The sequence below is a fragment of the Paenarthrobacter sp. NPDC089988 genome (assembly GCF_044748465.1).
Taxonomy (GTDB): Bacteria; Actinomycetota; Actinomycetes; order Actinomycetales; family Micrococcaceae; genus Arthrobacter.
Genome location: NZ_JBIVGD010000003.1, coordinates 282024 through 298523, shown reverse-complemented (window position 1 = coordinate 298523; position 16500 = coordinate 282024). Strand labels below are relative to the sequence as shown.

Genomic DNA, 16500 nt, shown 5'->3' with positions numbered 1-16500 from the left:
TGATGGACAACTCCTTGAATGGGCGCAAAGCCCTGGTGACCGGAGGCGCCAGCGGAATCGGGGCGGCCTGTGCGCGGGCGCTCGCGGCTCGTGGCGCGAAAGTAGTAGTGGCCGACGTCGACGCCTCCGGAGCTGCGGCCCTCGCCGACGAGTTGGGTGGCACCGCGTGGACCGTGGACCTGCTGGATGTGGATTCCCTCGCCGCCTTGAGCCTTGATTGCGACATCCTGGTCAATAACGCCGGTATCCAGAAGGTTGCGCCCATTGAGGAGTTCGACCCCGCGGAGTTCCGGCGGATCCTGGCGTTGATGCTTGAGGCACCCTTCCTGCTGGTTCGCGCTGCACTCCCGCACATGTACGCCAACGGCTTTGGCCGGATCATCAACGTCTCGTCCGTCCACGGGCTGCGGGCCTCGGCTTACAAGAGTGCCTATGTGTCCGCCAAGCACGGCCTTGAAGGGCTGAGCAAAGTCACGGCTTTGGAGGGCGGGGAGCATGGCGTCACCTCCAACTGCATCAACCCCGGCTACGTCCGCACCCCTTTGGTTGAACGCCAGATCGCCGACCAGGCCCGGCTCCACGGAATCCCCGAGGCCGAGGTACTCGCCAAGGTGATGCTGACTGAGTCTGCGGTGAAGCGGTTGGTGGAGCCTTCCGAGGTGGCGTCCCTGGTGGCCTGGCTGGCCTCGGACGACGCCGGCATGGTCACCGGCGCGAGCTACACGATGGACGGCGGCTGGTCGGCGAGGTAAACGGCTCCGCGAGATGGCAGTTAATGCCAATGTTCGGCGGGAACATTGGCATTAACTGTCATCTCGGCGCAGGTCCTACGCCGTCTCGTCAACCAACTCAGCCCGGCGAAGCCCTCCGCCACGGACCCAGAGCTTGTAGGCCACGAACAGCAGCACCAGCCAGGTCCCACCCACATACAAAGCAACGCGGGTGTCCTCGAACACGCCCAGGATCACGATCACCATCGCCATGAAGGCCATGGTCAGGATCGACGCAAGAGGCCATAGCGGAGATCCGAACTCGGACGCAGGCAGGCCCTTGGCCTTGATCTCCCGTTTCATGGCTACGTGCGAGGCAAGGATCATCACCCACACCCACACGGTTGCGAACGTTGCGATGGAGGCGATGACCACGAACACGTCCTCGGGAATGACGGCGTTCAGCACGACGCCAACCAGGAGGATGCCGCCCATCATCACCACGGTCATCCACGGAACGCCATGGCGGGAGACCTTGCCGAAGCTCTTGGGCGCGTGGCCTTGCTGGGCCAGGCCAAAGAGGATGCGGCCGGCTCCAAAGATGTCGCTGTTGATGGCGGACAACGCGGCAGTGATCACCACGGCGTTGAGGATGTGCGGCGCTGCCGGAATGCCCAAGCCAGCGAAGATCTGCACGAACGGGCTGCCGTTGCTGCCGATTTCGTTCCACGGGAAGATGCTCATCAGCACGCCAAGCGTGAGTACGTAGAACAGCAGCACGCGCACCGGCACGGTGTTGACGGCCTGCGGAATGACCTTCTTGGGATCGGCGGCCTCGCCTGCCGTGATGCCAATCGTTTCGATCCCGCCGAACGCAAACATCACGACGGCGAACGCGGCCAGCAGGCCCTCGAAACCGTTCGGGAACAGGCCGCCGTGGTTGACCAGGTTCCCCAGTCCCGGTGCCACGCCACCGCCGTCGTTCCCTGTCTGGAAGCCGAACACGACGATCGCCGCGCCGCCGACGATCATGGCAATAATCGCCACAACCTTGATCAAGGAGAACCAGAACTCAAGTTCCCCGAACACTTTCACGCTGAGCAGGTTCGTGGCCCCGAGGAAGAGGATGATCGCAAGGACCCAGATCCAGCGATCCACCTGCGGGAACCAAAAGCCCATGTAGATGCTGAAGGCCGTGACATCGGCGATGGCCACGATGGCCATCTCGAACACGTACGTCCAGCCTGTGACGAAGCCGGCAAACGGTCCCAGGTAACGGCTGGCGTACTGTCCGAACGAGCCTGAAACCGGGTGCCTGACAGCCATTTCGCCGAGCGCGCGCATCACCATGAAGACGGCGGCGCCGCCGATGATGTACGCGAGGAGGACAGCGGGTCCTGCTTTTTGGATGGCCGAGGCCGAACCGTAGAAGAGCCCCGTGCCGATGGCGGATCCAAGTGCCATGAAGCGGATGTGACGGACGTTGAGGCCACGGCTGAGCGCCGATCCGGCGGCCTGGAGGACGGTGTCCTTTTCGGCCAGCGTGGTGTGTTGCATGGTAAAACCTTCTCGTCTTTGGGAGGGGATCGCTAACCAGCAGACCATTTTTGGAGGCCTTGTGATCGGTCTCACGGGGCATTGCTGTCTTTGATCGCAGACAATCGGGTTTAGCTGTGCAGCCAGGGCGCTTTCTGGTCGACGGCGTCGCGCAGCCGCCGCCGGTGGGGCGGCAACGGCCGGTGCGGCCCGGCGTCGAACCTTTCGGCAGGCTGCCGCTAGGACAAAGCCTTGGTGATTTCCTCGGCAGCCTTGCGCAGTTGGTCGATGGTGCCGGGCAGTTGCTCAGACTTCAGCCTTTGGACCGGGCCGTTCACCGAGACGATGCCCATGAGGGTTCCGTCCACCTCGCGAACCGGGTAGGCCGCCACGAAGAGGCCCTCCTCCAGTTCGTTGTCCATGATGGAGTAGCCCTGCTCGCGGATCCGTCGAAGGTCCTTGAGCAACGCCTCCCGGTTGGTGATGGTGTGGGAGGTGTAGGACGCAAGCTTCCTGGGCAGCGCCGCGGACACTGCTTCGTCGCTTAGTTCGGAGAGCATTAATTTGCCCGTCGCGCTGGCGTGCAGCGGATAGGTCTCGCCAACGTAGAAGGAGACGTTCAGGTACCTGGAGGCGGACGCCTCGGCGATGACATCGTAGGCCAGTTCGCCGCGCACCATGGCAAAGCTGACCGTCTCCTTGAGCTTGCCGGCATAGTCATCCAGGATTGGCTGGATGCGGGCCACGGCGCCGGCGTAGGGGTCGGCGAGCCGGCCCAGGCGGGACATTTCCCACCCGAGCCGGTAGCGGTTGTCCACGCGGTCAACAAATCCGGTCTGTTCCAGGCTCAAGAGCAGGCGGAAGGCGGTGGGGCGCGTCATGCCAACGGCCTGCGCCAGTTCGGTCACGGTGATGCCCTGGCGGTGCCGGCCGAGTTCGGAAAGCAGGATGGTGGCCTTGATGACGGACTTGTTGGTCAGGTCCGCGGCCTCGTCCGGCGCTGATGCTCCGGCGTCGACGTCTGCCTGCTCTGCTTCCGATGCCATGTCCGCTCCCGGTCTTTGTGGCCAAGGCTGGGCGCCCTCGTGCTCAATGTCCCATCCATCCTATGCCGGGGCTACGGGCGTTCGAGGGTTGCGCCCGACGGAAGCGGGGTCAGCAGCATGGTGCCCGTATCCAGCCGCTCGTTGGTGTCCTGGCCGTCGGCCAACGCCGCCGCTTCATCGTGGCTGCTGACCACGGGAACCGAGCCCAGGAGGGGATGGGCTGCCGATTCCCGCATCTTGAAGACGGCGACGCGGGCCACCGCTGAGAAGAACATGATGTAGAAAGCCGGTGCATACGAGTTCCCGGTGACTTCAACCAGGATCTGGCTCACCAGGGGCGTGGTGCCACCGAAGATGGAGATGGACAGGTTGTGCGTGACGCCGACGCAGCCGTAGCGGGAAGCGGTGGGGAACAGCTCGGACATCACGGCGCCCGTGAGGGCCAGGAAGAACGCGCTGGGTACCATCACGAGGAACATTGCCAGGTAGAGGGACCACAGGGTGCCTACGTGCATGAGGGCGAACGCTGGTACCAGCAGGACCAGGTTGCCGATGGTGGCCATGGTGTAGATGGGCTTCCGGCCAATGCGGTCCGACCAGCGGGCGACGAGCGGAATGAGGACGGCCTGGAGCACCAGGACCACGACGGCGGCTACCGCGGTATGGACGGCGGGGGAGCCCACCTCCGTCTCGATGTACGTGGGCATGTAGCTGGTGAGCATGTAGGACGAGGTTCCGTCGGCTGCGATGAGGGCGATGCCGATAAGGATCTGCGGCCAGTAGAACCGCAAGATGTTCGGCAGGTTGTGCCGTACGAAAAGCGGGTTGACGTCCTGGTTGGCAGTCTTTTCATGGGCAACTTCGAAGGCCGGCGATTCAGGAATGCGGCTTCGGAGCGAGATCGCAAGGATGCCCAGCGGCAGGGCGAGCAGGAACGGAAGCCGCCAGCCGCCGTCGTGCATTGCCTGGGCACCCCAGGCAGAGGTGGTCAGTGCGGTAGTCGCGGCCACGACGCCCGCGCCGACGGCGAAGCCCAGCATGGAGCCGGAGTTCAGGAGGGCCGTCATGAAGCCGCGGTTGCGGTCCGGGGAGAATTCCGCGATGTAGGTGGCGGCGCCGGAGTATTCGCCGCCGGTGGAGAAGCCCTGCAGCATCTTGAGCAGGTAGAGGGGGATGATCACCCAGAGGCCCACCTGTCCCGCCGAGGGCAGGAGCCCGATGGTGGTGGTGGCCGCGGCCATGAGCGCCATGGTGAAGAAGAGGACCTTGCGGCGGCCGATCTTGTCGCCCAGGGGTCCCAGGATCATGCCGCCGAGAGGGCGCACCACAAAGGAGACCGCGAAGCCCAACAGGGTGACCAGCAGGCCCATGCGTTCGTCCATGCCTTCGGTGAAGACGGACGTCATAGTCACGGCCAGGTAGCCGTAAATGCCGATGTCGTACCACTCGATGAAGTTGCCCACGCCCGCGCCCACCTGCGCCTTACGCAGCTCGCGGTTGTCCACGATGATGCAGTCTTCTGCCTGTAACCGCCGGGTGCTGGCTCTCGGCGCGGCACGTTGTGTACTGGGCTGATCGAACATCGTTGTCCTTCTTTCCTTTGGATGTGCGCCACACGTCCTGGACCCACGCTTCTGGGGATCGCTGGGAACTGTGGCCGGAATCTTGCGTCCGTTCGCCGTTGGGGTGGCGGGACCAGAAATCCAGAACGTTCATTCATTGAACGACATGTTCAAAAATATGGCATGCGCCACATTTGCTGTCAACACTTTTTCCTATGTTGCAGGCCTGGCGGAAACCTCTTGACAGTGAGCCAAGCCACGCCCTAAATTGAACGAAGCGTTCAGTAAGTGAACGTCGCAAGTGAAGTTGCCTGCATAGCCCGGCACGAGTCCAAGGAAGCACCGCTGCCATGAAAAATGCGCCTTTGAGCCTGTTCGCTTTTGATGTTTTCGCCCCTTCCCATCTGACCTCCGGGTCGTGGAGGAACGACGGCGACCAAGGTCACCGCTACACCGACCTGAAGTATTGGACGGGCATCGCCCAGATGCTTGAACGCGCCGGCTTCGACGGGATCTTCTTCGCGGACAACGTGGGCTACCACGATGTGTACCGCGGCAACGGTGACGCAGCCCTCCGGGATGCTGCGCAGATTCCCATCAACGATCCCACAGTGCTTATCAGCGGCATGGCGGCAGTGACCAAGCACCTGAACTTCGGTGTCACGGTCTCGGCAACGTACGAGCCGCCCTACCTGCTGGCCCGCAAGTTCAGCAGCCTGGACCACCTCACCGGCGGCCGCGTGGGCTGGAACATCGTGACGTCCTACTCCGAGGCGGCAGCCCGCAACCTCGGCCGGGAGCAGCAGCTCACTCCGGCTGAGCGCTATGACATGGCAGACGAGTACATGGAAGTGGTCTACAAGCTGTGGGAGTCCTCCTACGAAGAAGGCGCCGTGGTCAACGACGCCGAAACCGCCACCTACATCGACCCCGCCAAGGTCCACCCCATCAACCACGAGGGCAAGCATTTCCGGGTCCCCGGTTTCCACCTCTGCGAGCCCTCCCCGCAGCGCACTCCCGTCCTGTTCCAAGCCGGAGCCTCATCGCGTGGCATGGAGTTCGGCGGCAAGCACGCCGAAGTGGTGTTCCTCCAGGGCACGTCCGTTGAGGGAACCAAGCGGTCCGTGGACAAGCTCCGCCAAGCGGTGGCAGACGCGGGCCGCGACCCGCGCGACGTGAAGATCGTCATCCTGCTGACCGTGGTGGTTGCCCCCACCGACGATGAAGCCCAGGCAAAGTACCAGCAGGCCGTGGACACCGCGCCGATCGACGGCATCCTGGCACGCTTCAGCGGCTGGACCGGCATCGATATGTCCGACTACGAACTCGACACCCCACTCCGCTCCGTCGGCACCAAAGCCGGCCAGTCCATGGTGGACATGTTCTCCAAGGCCGATCCCGACCGTGACTGGACTCCCCGCCAGGTCGCCGAATTCCTGGCCGTCGGCGGCACCGGCTCCACGGTCATCGGTTCTCCCGAAACCGTGGCCAACGAACTCCGCCGCTGGCGCGACGAGGCCGGCATCGACGGCATCAACCTCAGCTACACCACGAAGCCCGGCAGCTGGGAAGACTTCATCGAACTCGCTCTCCCCGAACTCCGCGCCCAAGGACTCATTGCGCCGCTCCGCGACCAGGAGCGGGACGCAGTGACCCTGCGCGAGACGCTCTTCGGACGGAAGTACACCCTTGACGGCCACCCCGCCACGGCGCACCGCGCCCAGCACCTCGCTTTGACGAACTAAGCACCCAGATATCAACGGAGATACCCATGACTGAACACTTGGAAACGGAACAGGCCGACGTCGTCGTCATCGGCGCCGGCCTCGCCGGCCTGATCACCGCCCGTGAACTGACCAACCGCGGCCACCACGTGGTGGTCCTCGAAGCCCGCGACCGGCTCGGTGGCCGTTTGTGGACCGAACGCCGCCTGGGCCAGAACCTGGAACTCGGCGGCAACTGGCTGCACTGGACCCAGCCCCACGTCTGGGCCGAAGTCACCCGCTACGGCCTGGAAGTCTCCCGCGGCCCCCGCTCGGAAGAGACCTTCTGGCTGGCCGGAAACGAAGTCCGCCGCGGCAACCTGGACGACTTCATGAAACTCATCGACCCCGGCATGACCCGCCTGCTTGAGGACACCGTCAAGTGGCTGCCCCGCCCGGACGCCCCCCTCACCGTGGAGAACCTCGCCGAAGCGGACCAGTACAACCTGCAGGAAATGCTGGACAAGCTGGACCTTTCCGAGGACGAGCGCAACGCCAACGAGGCCGCCTGGGTGGGCCACTTCAACGCACCCCTGGACCAGTGCGCCTACGTCAACGCCCTCCGCTGGACAGCCGGTTCCTCCGGGCACTGGCACCTCATGCACGAGGCCTCGGCCATCTACCGCCTCAAGGACGGCAACGACGGCCTGGTCAACGCGATCGCCGAGGACACCACCGCGGACATCCGCCTCAACGCCCCGGTCACCAAGGTGGAACACCATCACGACGGCGGCACGGTCACCTACGGCGAGGGCCAGCGCATCGAAGCGAAGAAGATCGTGGTCACCCTGCCGGTCAACGTGCTGCACAAGCTCGATGTCACCCCCGCCCTCCCTGAAGGCAAGACCGCCCCGAGCCGCGAACGCACCGCGTCCCAGGGTGTGAAGGCCTGGATCCGGGTAAAGGGACCCATCAAGCCCTTCTTCGCCTACTCGGCACAAGATAAGCCGCTCTCCGTGATCCGCACCGAATTCCTCGGCGAGGACGACGCCGTGCTGGTGGGCTTCGGCGCCGATGCCAACCGCATCGACGTCACGGACATCGAGCAGGTCCAGGAAGCCATCAAGGTGTGGCGCGACGACCTTGAAGTCATTGAGGTCACCGGCCACAAATGGGGCGAGGACCCCTACGCCGAGGAAACCTGGCTGGTGCAGCGCCCCGGCCAACTCACCAAGTACCACGCAGCACAGCAGGTTTCCGAAGGCGCCCTGCACTTCGCCAGCGGCGACATCGCCAACATCTGGGCAGGCTTCTTCGACGGAGCCATCGAATCGGGCCTCCGCGTCGGCCGCCAGGTACACAAAGAACTGCAAGAGGAGAAGGCCTAGCCATGAGCGACATCACTCCGGCGTTCTACCGCCAGATCCTGGGCAAGCTGCCCACCGGCGTCACCGCCATCACCGGCATTAACGACGACGACGAGAAGCTCGGCCTCGTAGTGGGCACGTTCCAGTCACTGTCCCTTGAGCCGCCGCTGGTGATGTTCTGCGTGGACAAGTCCTCGTCGAGCTGGCCGAAGCTCAGGAAATTGCAGAAGTTCACCGCGAACATCCTTGCCGACCACCAGATCCCCATCTGCAAGTCGTTGTCCCGCAAGGGTCCTGAGAAGTTCTCGGGTCTCCCTTCCACTCCCGGACCCCTCGGAACCCCGCACCTGGACGGCGCAACGGCATACATTGACTGCGTCGTCACAGCGGAGGTCCTGGTAGGGGACCACTACATGGTGGTGGGCGCCGTAACCAGCATGGAAGACGGAACGGGCGATGCCTTGCTCTTCCGTGGCGGCAAGTTCGGCCAGTACTTGCCCATCGACATCCCGGCGCCGGCTGCTGCGGCACCCGTAGCGCAGGCACCCGTCGCCCCGGCACAGGCACCCGAACTCGCAAGGAGCGCATCATGAGCCGTCGCGACACCATTCTGAAGGCCTGGAACGGCGCTTGGGGCAACGGCGACCTTGCCGCGTTCGAGCAGCTGCTCAGCCCTGGCTACGTCCGCCGTTCGAAGTCAGGCAGCGAGGACTTCGCCAGCCTCCGCAAGACCATCGAAGCCATGCACGCGGCGTTCCCGGACTCGTCCACGGACATCCTGCAGATCATCGAGGACGGCGCCCAGGTTGCCATCCATTGGCAGACCACTGGCACCCACACGGGCGAGTTCATGGACGTGCCCGCCACGGGCAGGAATGTCACGGTGACCGGTGCCTCCTTCCTGGCGTTCGACGGCGATAAACTCGCCGAGGAGTGGGTGGTGTGGGATCCCCGCGAGTTGCTCTCAGCGCTCGGCATCTGGCACCTCGGACACGGAAACTACCCAGAAAGCACTTCATGACTCTTTACGGACATTCCCTCATCGCCGGCGAGGCCACTCCCGGGACCAGCGGTTCGGCCTTCGGCATCAACCCCGCCACCAATGAACAGCTGGAACCGGCCTACAGCCTGATCAGCGAAAAACAGCTGCAGGAAGCCACGGCCGCTGCCGAGGACGCCTTCGGATCCTTCAGCGCCCTGGACCCCGAGCAGCACGCCCGGTTCCTGGACGCCATCGCGGAAAACATCGAAGCAATCGGCGACGAACTCGTCGAACGCGCTTCCGTGGAGACCGGCCTCGGCCTGGACCGCCTTCGCGGTGAACGAGCCCGTACCACCGGGCAGCTGCGGCTCTTCGCGAACGTTGTCCGCCAGGGTGACTTCCGGGGTGTCCGCATCGACCCGGCCCTGCCCGAGCGCACGCCCTTGCCCCGCGCGGACATCCGCCAGCGCCAGATTCCCCTGGGACCGGTGGCTGTGTTCGGTGCCAGCAACTTCCCGCTGGCGTTCTCCGTGGCCGGCGGCGACACCGCCTCGGCCTTCGCCGCCGGCTGCCCGGTCATCGTGAAGGCCCACAACGCCCACCCGGGCACGGCCGAGCTGGTAGGCCAGGCCATCACCAAGGCCGTGAAGGACCTTGGCCTGCATCCCGGCGTGTTCTCGCTGGTGTACGGATCGGGTTCAAGCATCGGCCAGGCCCTGGTTGCGGACCCTGCCATCAAGGCCGTGGGCTTCACCGGTTCCCGCGCCGGCGGCACGGCCCTCATGCGCACCGCCGCTGCACGGCCGGAGCCCATCCCGGTCTACGCCGAGATGTCCTCCATCAACCCGGTGTACGTTTTCCCGGGCGCGCTCGACGGCTCCGAAGAGGACATCAAAGCCTTGGCCAAGCAGTACATCGGCTCGGTCACCGGCAGTTCCGGCCAGCTCTGCACCTCGCCCGGCCTGGTATTCGTACCGGCAGGGGAGGCCGGCGAACGCTTCGCCGCAGCCGTTACCGGTGAAATCACCCATCTCCACGGCCAGACCATGCTGACCGGCGGCATCGCCACGGCATGGCAGCACGGCCACGACGCCCTCGAAGCAGCCCCCGACGTCGAAATCCTTGGCCGCGGTGCCAAGGGACCCGGCGAGAATGCACCCGCACCTGCGGTGTTCGGCGCGGACCTGGACGTGTTCATCAACAACCCGATCCTGCATGAGGAAGTGTTCGGTGCCGCGTCCCTCGTAGTCCGCTACAAGGGCATCGAGGACCTCATCGCAGCAACGGCCAAGCTTGAAGGCCAGCTCACCGCTTCACTCCATCTCACGGAAGCCGACTACGCCACCGCGGCGCCACTGATTCCTACCCTGGAACGCAAGGTGGGCCGGATCATCATCAACGCCTGGCCTACGGGTGTCGAAGTGGGTCACGCCATGGTCCACGGCGGTCCGTTCCCGGCTACCTCCGACGCCAAGACCACGTCCGTTGGCACCCTCGCGATCGACCGCTTCCTGCGTCCGGTTGCGTACCAGAACTTCCCCGAGGAGCTGCGCCCCGAGGCACTCAAGGATGCCAACCCCTGGAACGTGAACCGTCTCGTGGATGGACAGCCCGAGCTCTCCCGCTAGCCACGGTCCAGCCCACCCCAAGCAAGCCGCCCGGCGATCGCAACCGCCGGGCGGCTTTTCCATGCACGCAGGTTCCGTGCACACAACGGTTCGGTGCCGTGAGAGTCTGGTATTACGGACACCCGCGATTGTGGAGGGCTAGGAAGCCAGGCGCAGTTCTGTGCATCCTTGAGTACGGGATACCGGACAGGCAGTGGAACAGCTGCCTGGAAAGTCACCCTCGAGCACCCAAGCAGTGAGGCACCATGACAACCACGCCACTGGCACCCGGCAAGTCCACTTCCAAGGTCCCGGCCGCCGAAAACACCCTGCGCATCCTCAAACTGTTGGCGTCGCGCCGTGGTCCCATGGCGGCGTCGAACATTGCCACAGCGCTCGGCCTGCCGCGCTCCAGTGTGTACCACTTGCTGGGGGTCATGGAGGCCAACGGCTTTGTGCTGCACCTGCATGAAGAGCAGCGCTATGGCCTGGGGATCAGTGCCTTCGAGCTCAGCTCGGCGTACTCGCGGCAGGAGCCCCTTTCCCGTCTGGGGCGGCCCATGCTTGCCTCGTTGGTGGACGTCATCGGTGAGAGCGCGCACCTCGCCGTCCTGCACGGGCGCGACGTTCTCTACATCGTGGAGGAGCGGGCCAAGAACCGCCCGAGCCTGGTGACCGACGTCGGTGTCCGCCTGCCCAGCCACCTCACCGCCAGTGGACGCGCGATTCTCGCTGCGCTGCCCAAGTCGCAGGTCCGGGCGCTCTATCCGAACGCTGCGGCCTTCACCTCGCGGCACGAGGTGGAGTTCCCCATCATGAAGTACTCCGCGTTGTCCTCCCACCTGGACCAGGTGCGGCAGCGCGGTTATGCCACCGAGAACGGCGAAATCACCCCGGGTTTCGGTTCCATCGCCGCCGCTGTCACGGACCATGTGGGATGGCCGACGGCGGCAGTCGCCGTGACGTTCCTGGAGGACAAAGTGCCGGCGGAGCAATGGCCGGTCCTTGCCGCCCGCATCCGCAAGGCGGCGGACGAACTGTCCGTGCGGATCCACGGACGCCCGGCCGTCTGAGTTGCCTGCCGGCCGGGCCGGCTCGCCCGGCCGCGCCAGCGTGTTGGTTGAGCCGGGACGGCCCGCCGCCGTCGGTCCTTCGGCTACGCCGGGCCAGGCCCGCCGCTGCCTTGCCCGGCTTCGTCGCGCTCGACGAGCCTTTTGAACACTTCCAGCTCGCCTTTGAAGCTGCCTTTGTAGGAGCCCGTTGCGAAGAGGCGCCCAAAGATTCCCGCAATGAATCCCCGCGTGACGAACTGCTGGTTGAGGCGCGTTCCTGCACCCTCGGGCAGGAACGTGACGTCCGATTCGCCCTTGAGGATCGCATTGCCGAAGCGCGTGCGGATATGCCGTGGCCGCTCGACGGCCAAGACCTCAGTAGGGCTGGCCATCCGCCCGAACCACACCGTGTAGCGGCTCCCTGCCTCATCGATCCGACCCACGCGATCCGTCACGCGGGTGACGCCGCCGATCCATTCCTTGAACCGGTCCTGGTCCGTCCAGGTGGCGAAAACACGTTCGGGTGGAGCAGCAATGAAGGCGGACACGTGGAATGTTCCCATGGGTTCAGCATGCGCTTCTTCGCAGACGAATTCGAGATTCTTTGAGCCTCGATGTGCCCGTTGTTTGACCGGTCGCGAGGCCAGTCGCACGGGTCTGTAATCCCGGACAGCACCCGCCCAAAAGCCGTTCCCGGCGCCCGGTGAACAGGCTCTACTGGATACAGAAGATCTTTCACCCAGACATATTTCGAGAGATGAAGGAGCCACCATGGCACCCGCCGATTTCACTACAGGAGCCCGCCCGGTCAAAGCCGCCCGTGGCACGGAGCTCACCGCAAAGTCCTGGCAGACCGAGGCGCCGTTGCGCATGTTGATGAACAACCTGGACCCGGAGGTTGCTGAGCGTCCGGATGACCTGGTTGTTTACGGCGGTACGGGCCGTGCGGTGCGTTCGTGGGATGCGTTTGATGCGATCACCCGGACCCTGGAGACGATGGAGAAGGACGAGACGCTCCTGGTGCAGTCGGGTAAGCCGGTGGGGGTGTTCCGCACGAATGAGTGGGCGCCGCGTGTGCTTCTGGCGAACTCGAACCTGGTGGGGGATTGGGCGACGTGGCCGGAGTTCCGCCGCCTGGAGGCTGAGGGTTTGACGATGTACGGGCAGATGACCGCGGGGTCGTGGATTTACATCGGCACGCAGGGCATCCTGCAGGGCACGTATGAGACGTTCGCGGCTCTCGGGAACAAGCTCGTCGCGGAAGGCCGGCACCCGGCACCTGCTGCGGAGGGTTCCACCGAGGGCCCGTTGGCGGGGACGCTGACCCTGACCGGTGGGTGTGGCGGCATGGGCGGTGCGCAGCCGCTGGCGGTGACCTTGAACGACGGCGCCTGCCTGATCATCGATGTCGACGAGACCCGCCTGCGCCGCCGCGCCGGGAAACGCTACCTGGACGAGGTCGAAACGGACCTGGACACCGCGATCGCGAAGGTCCTCAAGGCCAAGGAAGAACGTCGTGGCTGGTCCGTCGGGTACGTGGGCAACGCCGCCGAGGTCTTCCCCGAGCTGCTGCGCCGGCACAGGGCGGGGGAGTTGACCATTGATGTGGTCACGGACCAGACGTCCGCGCATGATCCGTTGTCCTACCTGCCCGAGGGCATCACCGTGGCCGAGTGGCACACCGAAGCCGCAGCCGACCCGGAAGGGTTCACGAAGAAGGCCCAGGCGTCCATGGCCCGCCAGGTGCAGGCGATGGTGGAGTTCCAGGACGCCGGGGCCGAGGTCTTTGATTATGGCAACTCCATCCGGGACGAGGCCCGCAAGGGCGGCTACACCCGTGCGTTTGAGTTCCCCGGGTTTGTTCCGGCGTATATTCGTCCGTTGTTCTGCGAGGGCTTGGGCCCGTTCCGGTGGGTGGCGCTGTCCGGGGACCCGGAAGACATCCGCGTCACGGATGAGGCGATCAAGGAACTGTTCCCGGAGAACAAGCACTTGCACAAGTGGATCGACGCCGCCCAGGAACGGGTGGAGTTCGAGGGCCTGCCGGCGCGGATTTGCTGGCTTGGGTATGGCGAACGGCACCAGGCGGGGCTGTTGTTCAACAAGCTCGTGGCCGAGGGCAAGGTCAAGGCACCGATCGTGATCGGCCGTGACCACCTGGATTCGGGTTCGGTCGCGTCCCCGTACCGGGAGACCGAAGCGATGAAGGACGGCTCGGACGCGATCGCTGACTGGCCGCTGCTGAACGCGCTCACCGCGGCCTCGTCCGGGGCTACGTGGGTGTCGATCCACCATGGTGGCGGGGTCGGGATTGGCCGGTCCATCCACACCGGGCAGGTCTCCGTGGCCGACGGCACCGAACTCGCCGCAGCGAAACTGACCGCGCTGCTGACCAACGACCCCGGCATGGGCGTCATCCGCCACGCAGACGCCGGCTACGAACGCGCCATCGACGTCGCCCACGAACGCGGCGTCCGCATCCCCATGAACGAAGGTAAGTAAGTGACTATCACCTCAAACGAACAGCTGACCGTTACCCTCGGTTCCGGCGGCGTGACCCCGGAAGACGTCGTCGCCGTCGCACGCCACGACGCCAAGGTGACCATCTCCCAGGACGCCCTGGACACGGTAGCCAAGGTCCGCGCCCACATTGACGACCTGGCCACGAGCGAGGTGCCCGCATACGGCATCTCCACGGGCTTCGGTGCGCTGGCCAACCGCCATATCCCGAACGAACTCCGCACCCAGCTGCAGAAGTCGCTCATCCGCAGCCACGCCGCCGGCATGGGCCCGGCCGTCGAACGCGAAGTCATCCGCGGCATCATGTTCCTCCGTGCCAAGACGCTGGCCTCGGGCCGCACGGGTGTTCGCCCAGTGGTCCTGCAGACCATGGTGGACGTCCTCAACGCGGGCATCACCCCGGTGGTCCGCGAGTTCGGTTCGCTGGGTTGCTCCGGCGACCTCGCTCCGCTGTCCCACTGCGCCCTGGTCCTCATGGGCGAAGGCGAAGCAACAGGACCCGACGGCGAACTGTACGGCGCCGCCGGCAAGGCACCCGTCGCTGAGCTGCTTGCGCGGCACGGCATCGAGCCTGTCACGCTGGCCGAAAAGGAAGGCCTGGCGCTGGTCAACGGCACCGAGGGCATGCTCGGTATGCTGCTGATGGCCATCGCGGACCTGCGCATGCTGCTTGCGACGGCGGATGTCACTGCCGCCCTCAGTGTCGAGGCCCTCCTCGGCACGGACCAGGTGTTCCTGCCCGAGCTCCACGCGGCACTGCGCCCGCACCCGGGGCAGGCTGCCAGCGCCGACAACATGCTCCGCGTGCTGTCCAACTCCCCGATCGTCGCCTCGCACCGCGTCAACGACACCAAGGTCCAGGACGCCTACTCCCTCCGCTGCGCCCCGCAGGTTGCCGGAGCTGTCCGCGACACCGTTGACCACGCCGCGCTTGTGGCATCCCGCGAGCTCGCCGCAGCGATCGACAACCCGGTGGTCCTCCCGGACGGCCGCGTGACGTCCAACGGCAACTTCCACGGCGCACCTGTGGCCTACGTGCTGGACTTCCTGGCCATCGCCGTCGCGGACCTGAGCTCCATCGCCGAGCGCCGCACGGACCGCATGCTGGACCCTGCCCGTTCGCACGGACTCCCGGCCTTCCTCGCCGCGGATCCCGGCGTGGACTCGGGCCTCATGATCGCCCAGTACACGCAGGCCGGCCTGGTCTCGGACAACAAGCGCCTGGCCGTTCCTGCATCGGTGGACTCCATCCCGAGCTCCGCCATGCAGGAAGACCACGTGTCCATGGGCTGGCACGCCGCCCGGAAGTTGCGCAAGGCCGTCGAGAACCTGCGGCGGGTGCTCGCCGTCGAACTCGTGACCAGCGCCCGAGCCATCGACATGCGCACGCAACTGTCCGACGGCGAACTCACCCCGGGCCCTGCCGGCACGGCAGTGCTTGAGGTGCTTCGCGAAGTGGTCCAGGGTCCGGGCACCGACCGGTTCCTGTCGCCCGAGCTCGAAGCGGCTGACCGTTTGGTTGGCTCGGGTGCCGTCCGTGCGGCAGCCGAATCCGCCGTCGGGATTTTGGCCTGACGTCGAATAAAAGCCTCATTTGAGGCGCATGTTTGTCACGTTCCGGAAATTGTTCGCAACGCAGTCTCCGGGACGTGGCAAATGTAGTAATACTTATGGTGTACGTCACGTCCACGCCAACGATGTCGTGGGCTTGACGGTCACTTTTTACACAAGTCAATACACAACGAACATCCACAAAGGGGTAGAAGTTCAATGAAGGCACGCGGAGCAGTCCTGTCCAGGCGAAACGCTCACACGGCTACGGTGTCCGACTGGAGGCAACTCCGGGTGGGCGAAATGGTGGAAGTGGTCAAGTACGCCCACGTCATCGCGACCGGCCAGATCGAGGAAGTTTCCAGCAGCGGGAATGTGGTGTGGCTTGAACATTCAGGGCCCGGGGTCACCGAAGAGGGCAAGGAACTCTTCATGAAGTCCGACGGCGTCACTCTCCGCCGGGCGTAACAACCCAACTGAGTCGCACTTCAGGTCGTTCCCGGCGCTGGGAACGACGTCAATTGCGACCTACTTGGGGGGTAAACAGAAACCGGGGCCTGTCCCTTTCCGCGGGTAGTAGAGCGGAAAGGGACAGGCCCCGGTTTTTGGCTTCGCTGCCAGGAACCTGCCTTCGTGGGTTGTGGTCAGGCGGCGAGGGCTTCGTGGGTCTGGCCGAAGGGAACGGATTCGTCCAGGGCCACGGTGTAGGTGCCGGGCTCGTGGCGCGTCACCAGTATGCCGCAGTTGGCTTCTGCTGCTGCGCTTTCGATCAGGGTATCCACGGCGCGATCGAGTCCGTCGTGGATCTCGCCTGCCGTGGAAAAGGACAGGCGGATTTCGCGTTCTGCCGTCGTTGCAGTCATT

Annotated in this window: 15 protein-coding genes; 10 read left to right on the top strand and 5 right to left on the bottom strand. The window is 65.0% G+C overall.

The window, feature by feature from the left end; all coding sequences use genetic code 11:
* The first annotated feature begins 2 nt into the window (after positions 1-2).
* The gene (locus ACIPV6_RS06765) at positions 3-752 is read left to right on the top strand and encodes a 3-hydroxybutyrate dehydrogenase (protein ID WP_400270126.1); all 750 of its coding nucleotides are present in this window, start codon (positions 3-5) and stop codon (positions 750-752) included.
* Positions 753-827: 75 nt separating this feature from the next.
* Here ACIPV6_RS06765 and ACIPV6_RS06760 read toward each other — a convergent pair whose 3' ends face one another.
* The 3 genes from ACIPV6_RS06760 to ACIPV6_RS06750 form a co-directional block, all read right to left on the bottom strand.
* Positions 828-2267: an amino acid permease gene (locus ACIPV6_RS06760; RefSeq protein ID WP_400270125.1), complete on the bottom strand. Its 1440-nt coding sequence runs from the start codon at positions 2265-2267 to the stop codon at positions 828-830.
* A 218-nt stretch (positions 2268-2485) separates the two neighbouring features.
* Complete coding sequence (locus ACIPV6_RS06755; protein WP_400270124.1) at positions 2486-3292, bottom strand: IclR family transcriptional regulator; 807 nt, start codon at positions 3290-3292, stop codon at positions 2486-2488.
* Positions 3293-3363: 71 nt separating this feature from the next.
* Complete coding sequence (locus tag ACIPV6_RS06750) at positions 3364-4875, bottom strand: MFS transporter (protein WP_400270123.1); 1512 nt, start codon at positions 4873-4875, stop codon at positions 3364-3366.
* 329 nt (positions 4876-5204) lie between these two features.
* Between ACIPV6_RS06750 and ACIPV6_RS06745 the strand changes: the two genes are divergently transcribed.
* The 6 genes from ACIPV6_RS06745 to ACIPV6_RS06720 all read left to right on the top strand — a co-directional run bounded on the left by ACIPV6_RS06745 (position 5205) and on the right by ACIPV6_RS06720 (position 11586).
* The gene (locus ACIPV6_RS06745) at positions 5205-6599 is read left to right on the top strand and encodes an LLM class flavin-dependent oxidoreductase (protein WP_400270122.1); all 1395 of its coding nucleotides are present in this window, start codon (positions 5205-5207) and stop codon (positions 6597-6599) included.
* Between the two features lie 26 nt (positions 6600-6625).
* A complete protein-coding gene (locus ACIPV6_RS06740; RefSeq protein WP_400270121.1) occupies positions 6626-7945 on the top strand; it encodes a flavin monoamine oxidase family protein in 1320 nt (439 codons plus the stop codon).
* Between the two features lie 2 nt (positions 7946-7947).
* Complete coding sequence (locus ACIPV6_RS06735; protein WP_400270120.1) at positions 7948-8517, top strand: flavin reductase family protein; 570 nt, start codon at positions 7948-7950, stop codon at positions 8515-8517.
* Positions 8514-8945 carry an ester cyclase gene (locus tag ACIPV6_RS06730; protein ID WP_400270119.1) on the top strand — a complete coding sequence of 144 codons (432 nt, stop codon included), beginning with the start codon at positions 8514-8516 and terminating at the stop codon, positions 8943-8945. The genes ACIPV6_RS06735 and ACIPV6_RS06730 overlap by 4 nt, the downstream gene beginning before the upstream one ends.
* Positions 8942-10534 (top strand): aldehyde dehydrogenase (NADP(+)), encoded by a 1593-nt coding sequence (locus tag ACIPV6_RS06725; RefSeq protein WP_400270118.1) that lies wholly within the window; start codon positions 8942-8944, stop codon positions 10532-10534. Before ACIPV6_RS06730 ends, ACIPV6_RS06725 begins: the two co-directional genes overlap by 4 nt.
* Before the next feature lie 245 nt (positions 10535-10779).
* Positions 10780-11586, top strand: a complete 807-nt coding sequence (locus ACIPV6_RS06720) for an IclR family transcriptional regulator (RefSeq protein WP_397325008.1) — start codon at positions 10780-10782, stop codon at positions 11584-11586.
* Positions 11587-11669: 83 nt separating this feature from the next.
* Here ACIPV6_RS06720 and ACIPV6_RS06715 read toward each other — a convergent pair whose 3' ends face one another.
* On the bottom strand, positions 11670-12128 hold the full coding sequence (locus ACIPV6_RS06715) for an SRPBCC domain-containing protein (protein WP_400270117.1): 459 nt from the start codon (positions 12126-12128) through the stop codon (positions 11670-11672).
* A 208-nt stretch (positions 12129-12336) separates the two neighbouring features.
* Here ACIPV6_RS06715 and ACIPV6_RS06710 point away from each other — a divergent pair, with 208 nt between their 5' ends.
* The 3 genes from ACIPV6_RS06710 (at position 12337) to ACIPV6_RS06700 (ending at position 16104) form a co-directional block, all read left to right on the top strand.
* Positions 12337-14067, top strand: a complete 1731-nt coding sequence (locus tag ACIPV6_RS06710) for a urocanate hydratase (protein ID WP_400270116.1) — start codon at positions 12337-12339, stop codon at positions 14065-14067.
* Positions 14068-15660, top strand: coding sequence for a histidine ammonia-lyase (gene hutH, locus ACIPV6_RS06705; protein ID WP_400270115.1), 1593 nt, complete (start codon positions 14068-14070; stop codon positions 15658-15660).
* A 195-nt stretch (positions 15661-15855) separates the two neighbouring features.
* Entirely contained in the window at positions 15856-16104 is a 249-nt protein-coding gene (locus tag ACIPV6_RS06700) for a hypothetical protein (protein WP_397325016.1), read from the top strand.
* A gap of 176 nt (positions 16105-16280) precedes the next feature.
* On the opposite strand, the gene ACIPV6_RS06695 is transcribed toward ACIPV6_RS06700, so the two are convergent.
* Positions 16281-16499: a hypothetical protein gene (locus ACIPV6_RS06695; protein WP_400270114.1), complete on the bottom strand. Its 219-nt coding sequence runs from the start codon at positions 16497-16499 to the stop codon at positions 16281-16283.
* Position 16500: the final 1 nt, after the last annotated feature.

What these genes read in the sequence shown, in the direction of transcription:
- ACIPV6_RS06700 (WP_397325016.1), top strand. Translation starts at nt 15,856, where the DNA reads ATGAAGGCACGCGGAGCAGTCCTGTCCAGGCGAAACGCTCACACGGCT.
- ACIPV6_RS06740 (WP_400270121.1), top strand. Translation starts at nt 6,626, where the DNA reads ATGACTGAACACTTGGAAACGGAACAGGCCGACGTCGTCGTCATCGGC.
- ACIPV6_RS06710 (WP_400270116.1), top strand. Translation starts at nt 12,337, where the DNA reads ATGGCACCCGCCGATTTCACTACAGGAGCCCGCCCGGTCAAAGCCGCC.
- ACIPV6_RS06735 (WP_400270120.1), top strand. Translation starts at nt 7,948, where the DNA reads ATGAGCGACATCACTCCGGCGTTCTACCGCCAGATCCTGGGCAAGCTG.
- ACIPV6_RS06745 (WP_400270122.1), top strand. Translation starts at nt 5,205, where the DNA reads ATGAAAAATGCGCCTTTGAGCCTGTTCGCTTTTGATGTTTTCGCCCCT.
- ACIPV6_RS06755 (WP_400270124.1), bottom strand. Translation starts at nt 3,292, where the DNA reads ATGGCATCGGAAGCAGAGCAGGCAGACGTCGACGCCGGAGCATCAGCG.
- ACIPV6_RS06765 (WP_400270126.1), top strand. Translation starts at nt 3, where the DNA reads ATGGACAACTCCTTGAATGGGCGCAAAGCCCTGGTGACCGGAGGCGCC.
- ACIPV6_RS06725 (WP_400270118.1), top strand. Translation starts at nt 8,942, where the DNA reads ATGACTCTTTACGGACATTCCCTCATCGCCGGCGAGGCCACTCCCGGG.
- ACIPV6_RS06750 (WP_400270123.1), bottom strand. Translation starts at nt 4,875, where the DNA reads ATGTTCGATCAGCCCAGTACACAACGTGCCGCGCCGAGAGCCAGCACC.
- ACIPV6_RS06695 (WP_400270114.1), bottom strand. Translation starts at nt 16,499, where the DNA reads ATGACTGCAACGACGGCAGAACGCGAAATCCGCCTGTCCTTTTCCACG.
- ACIPV6_RS06730 (WP_400270119.1), top strand. Translation starts at nt 8,514, where the DNA reads ATGAGCCGTCGCGACACCATTCTGAAGGCCTGGAACGGCGCTTGGGGC.
- ACIPV6_RS06720 (WP_397325008.1), top strand. Translation starts at nt 10,780, where the DNA reads ATGACAACCACGCCACTGGCACCCGGCAAGTCCACTTCCAAGGTCCCG.
- ACIPV6_RS06760 (WP_400270125.1), bottom strand. Translation starts at nt 2,267, where the DNA reads ATGCAACACACCACGCTGGCCGAAAAGGACACCGTCCTCCAGGCCGCC.
- ACIPV6_RS06715 (WP_400270117.1), bottom strand. Translation starts at nt 12,128, where the DNA reads ATGGGAACATTCCACGTGTCCGCCTTCATTGCTGCTCCACCCGAACGT.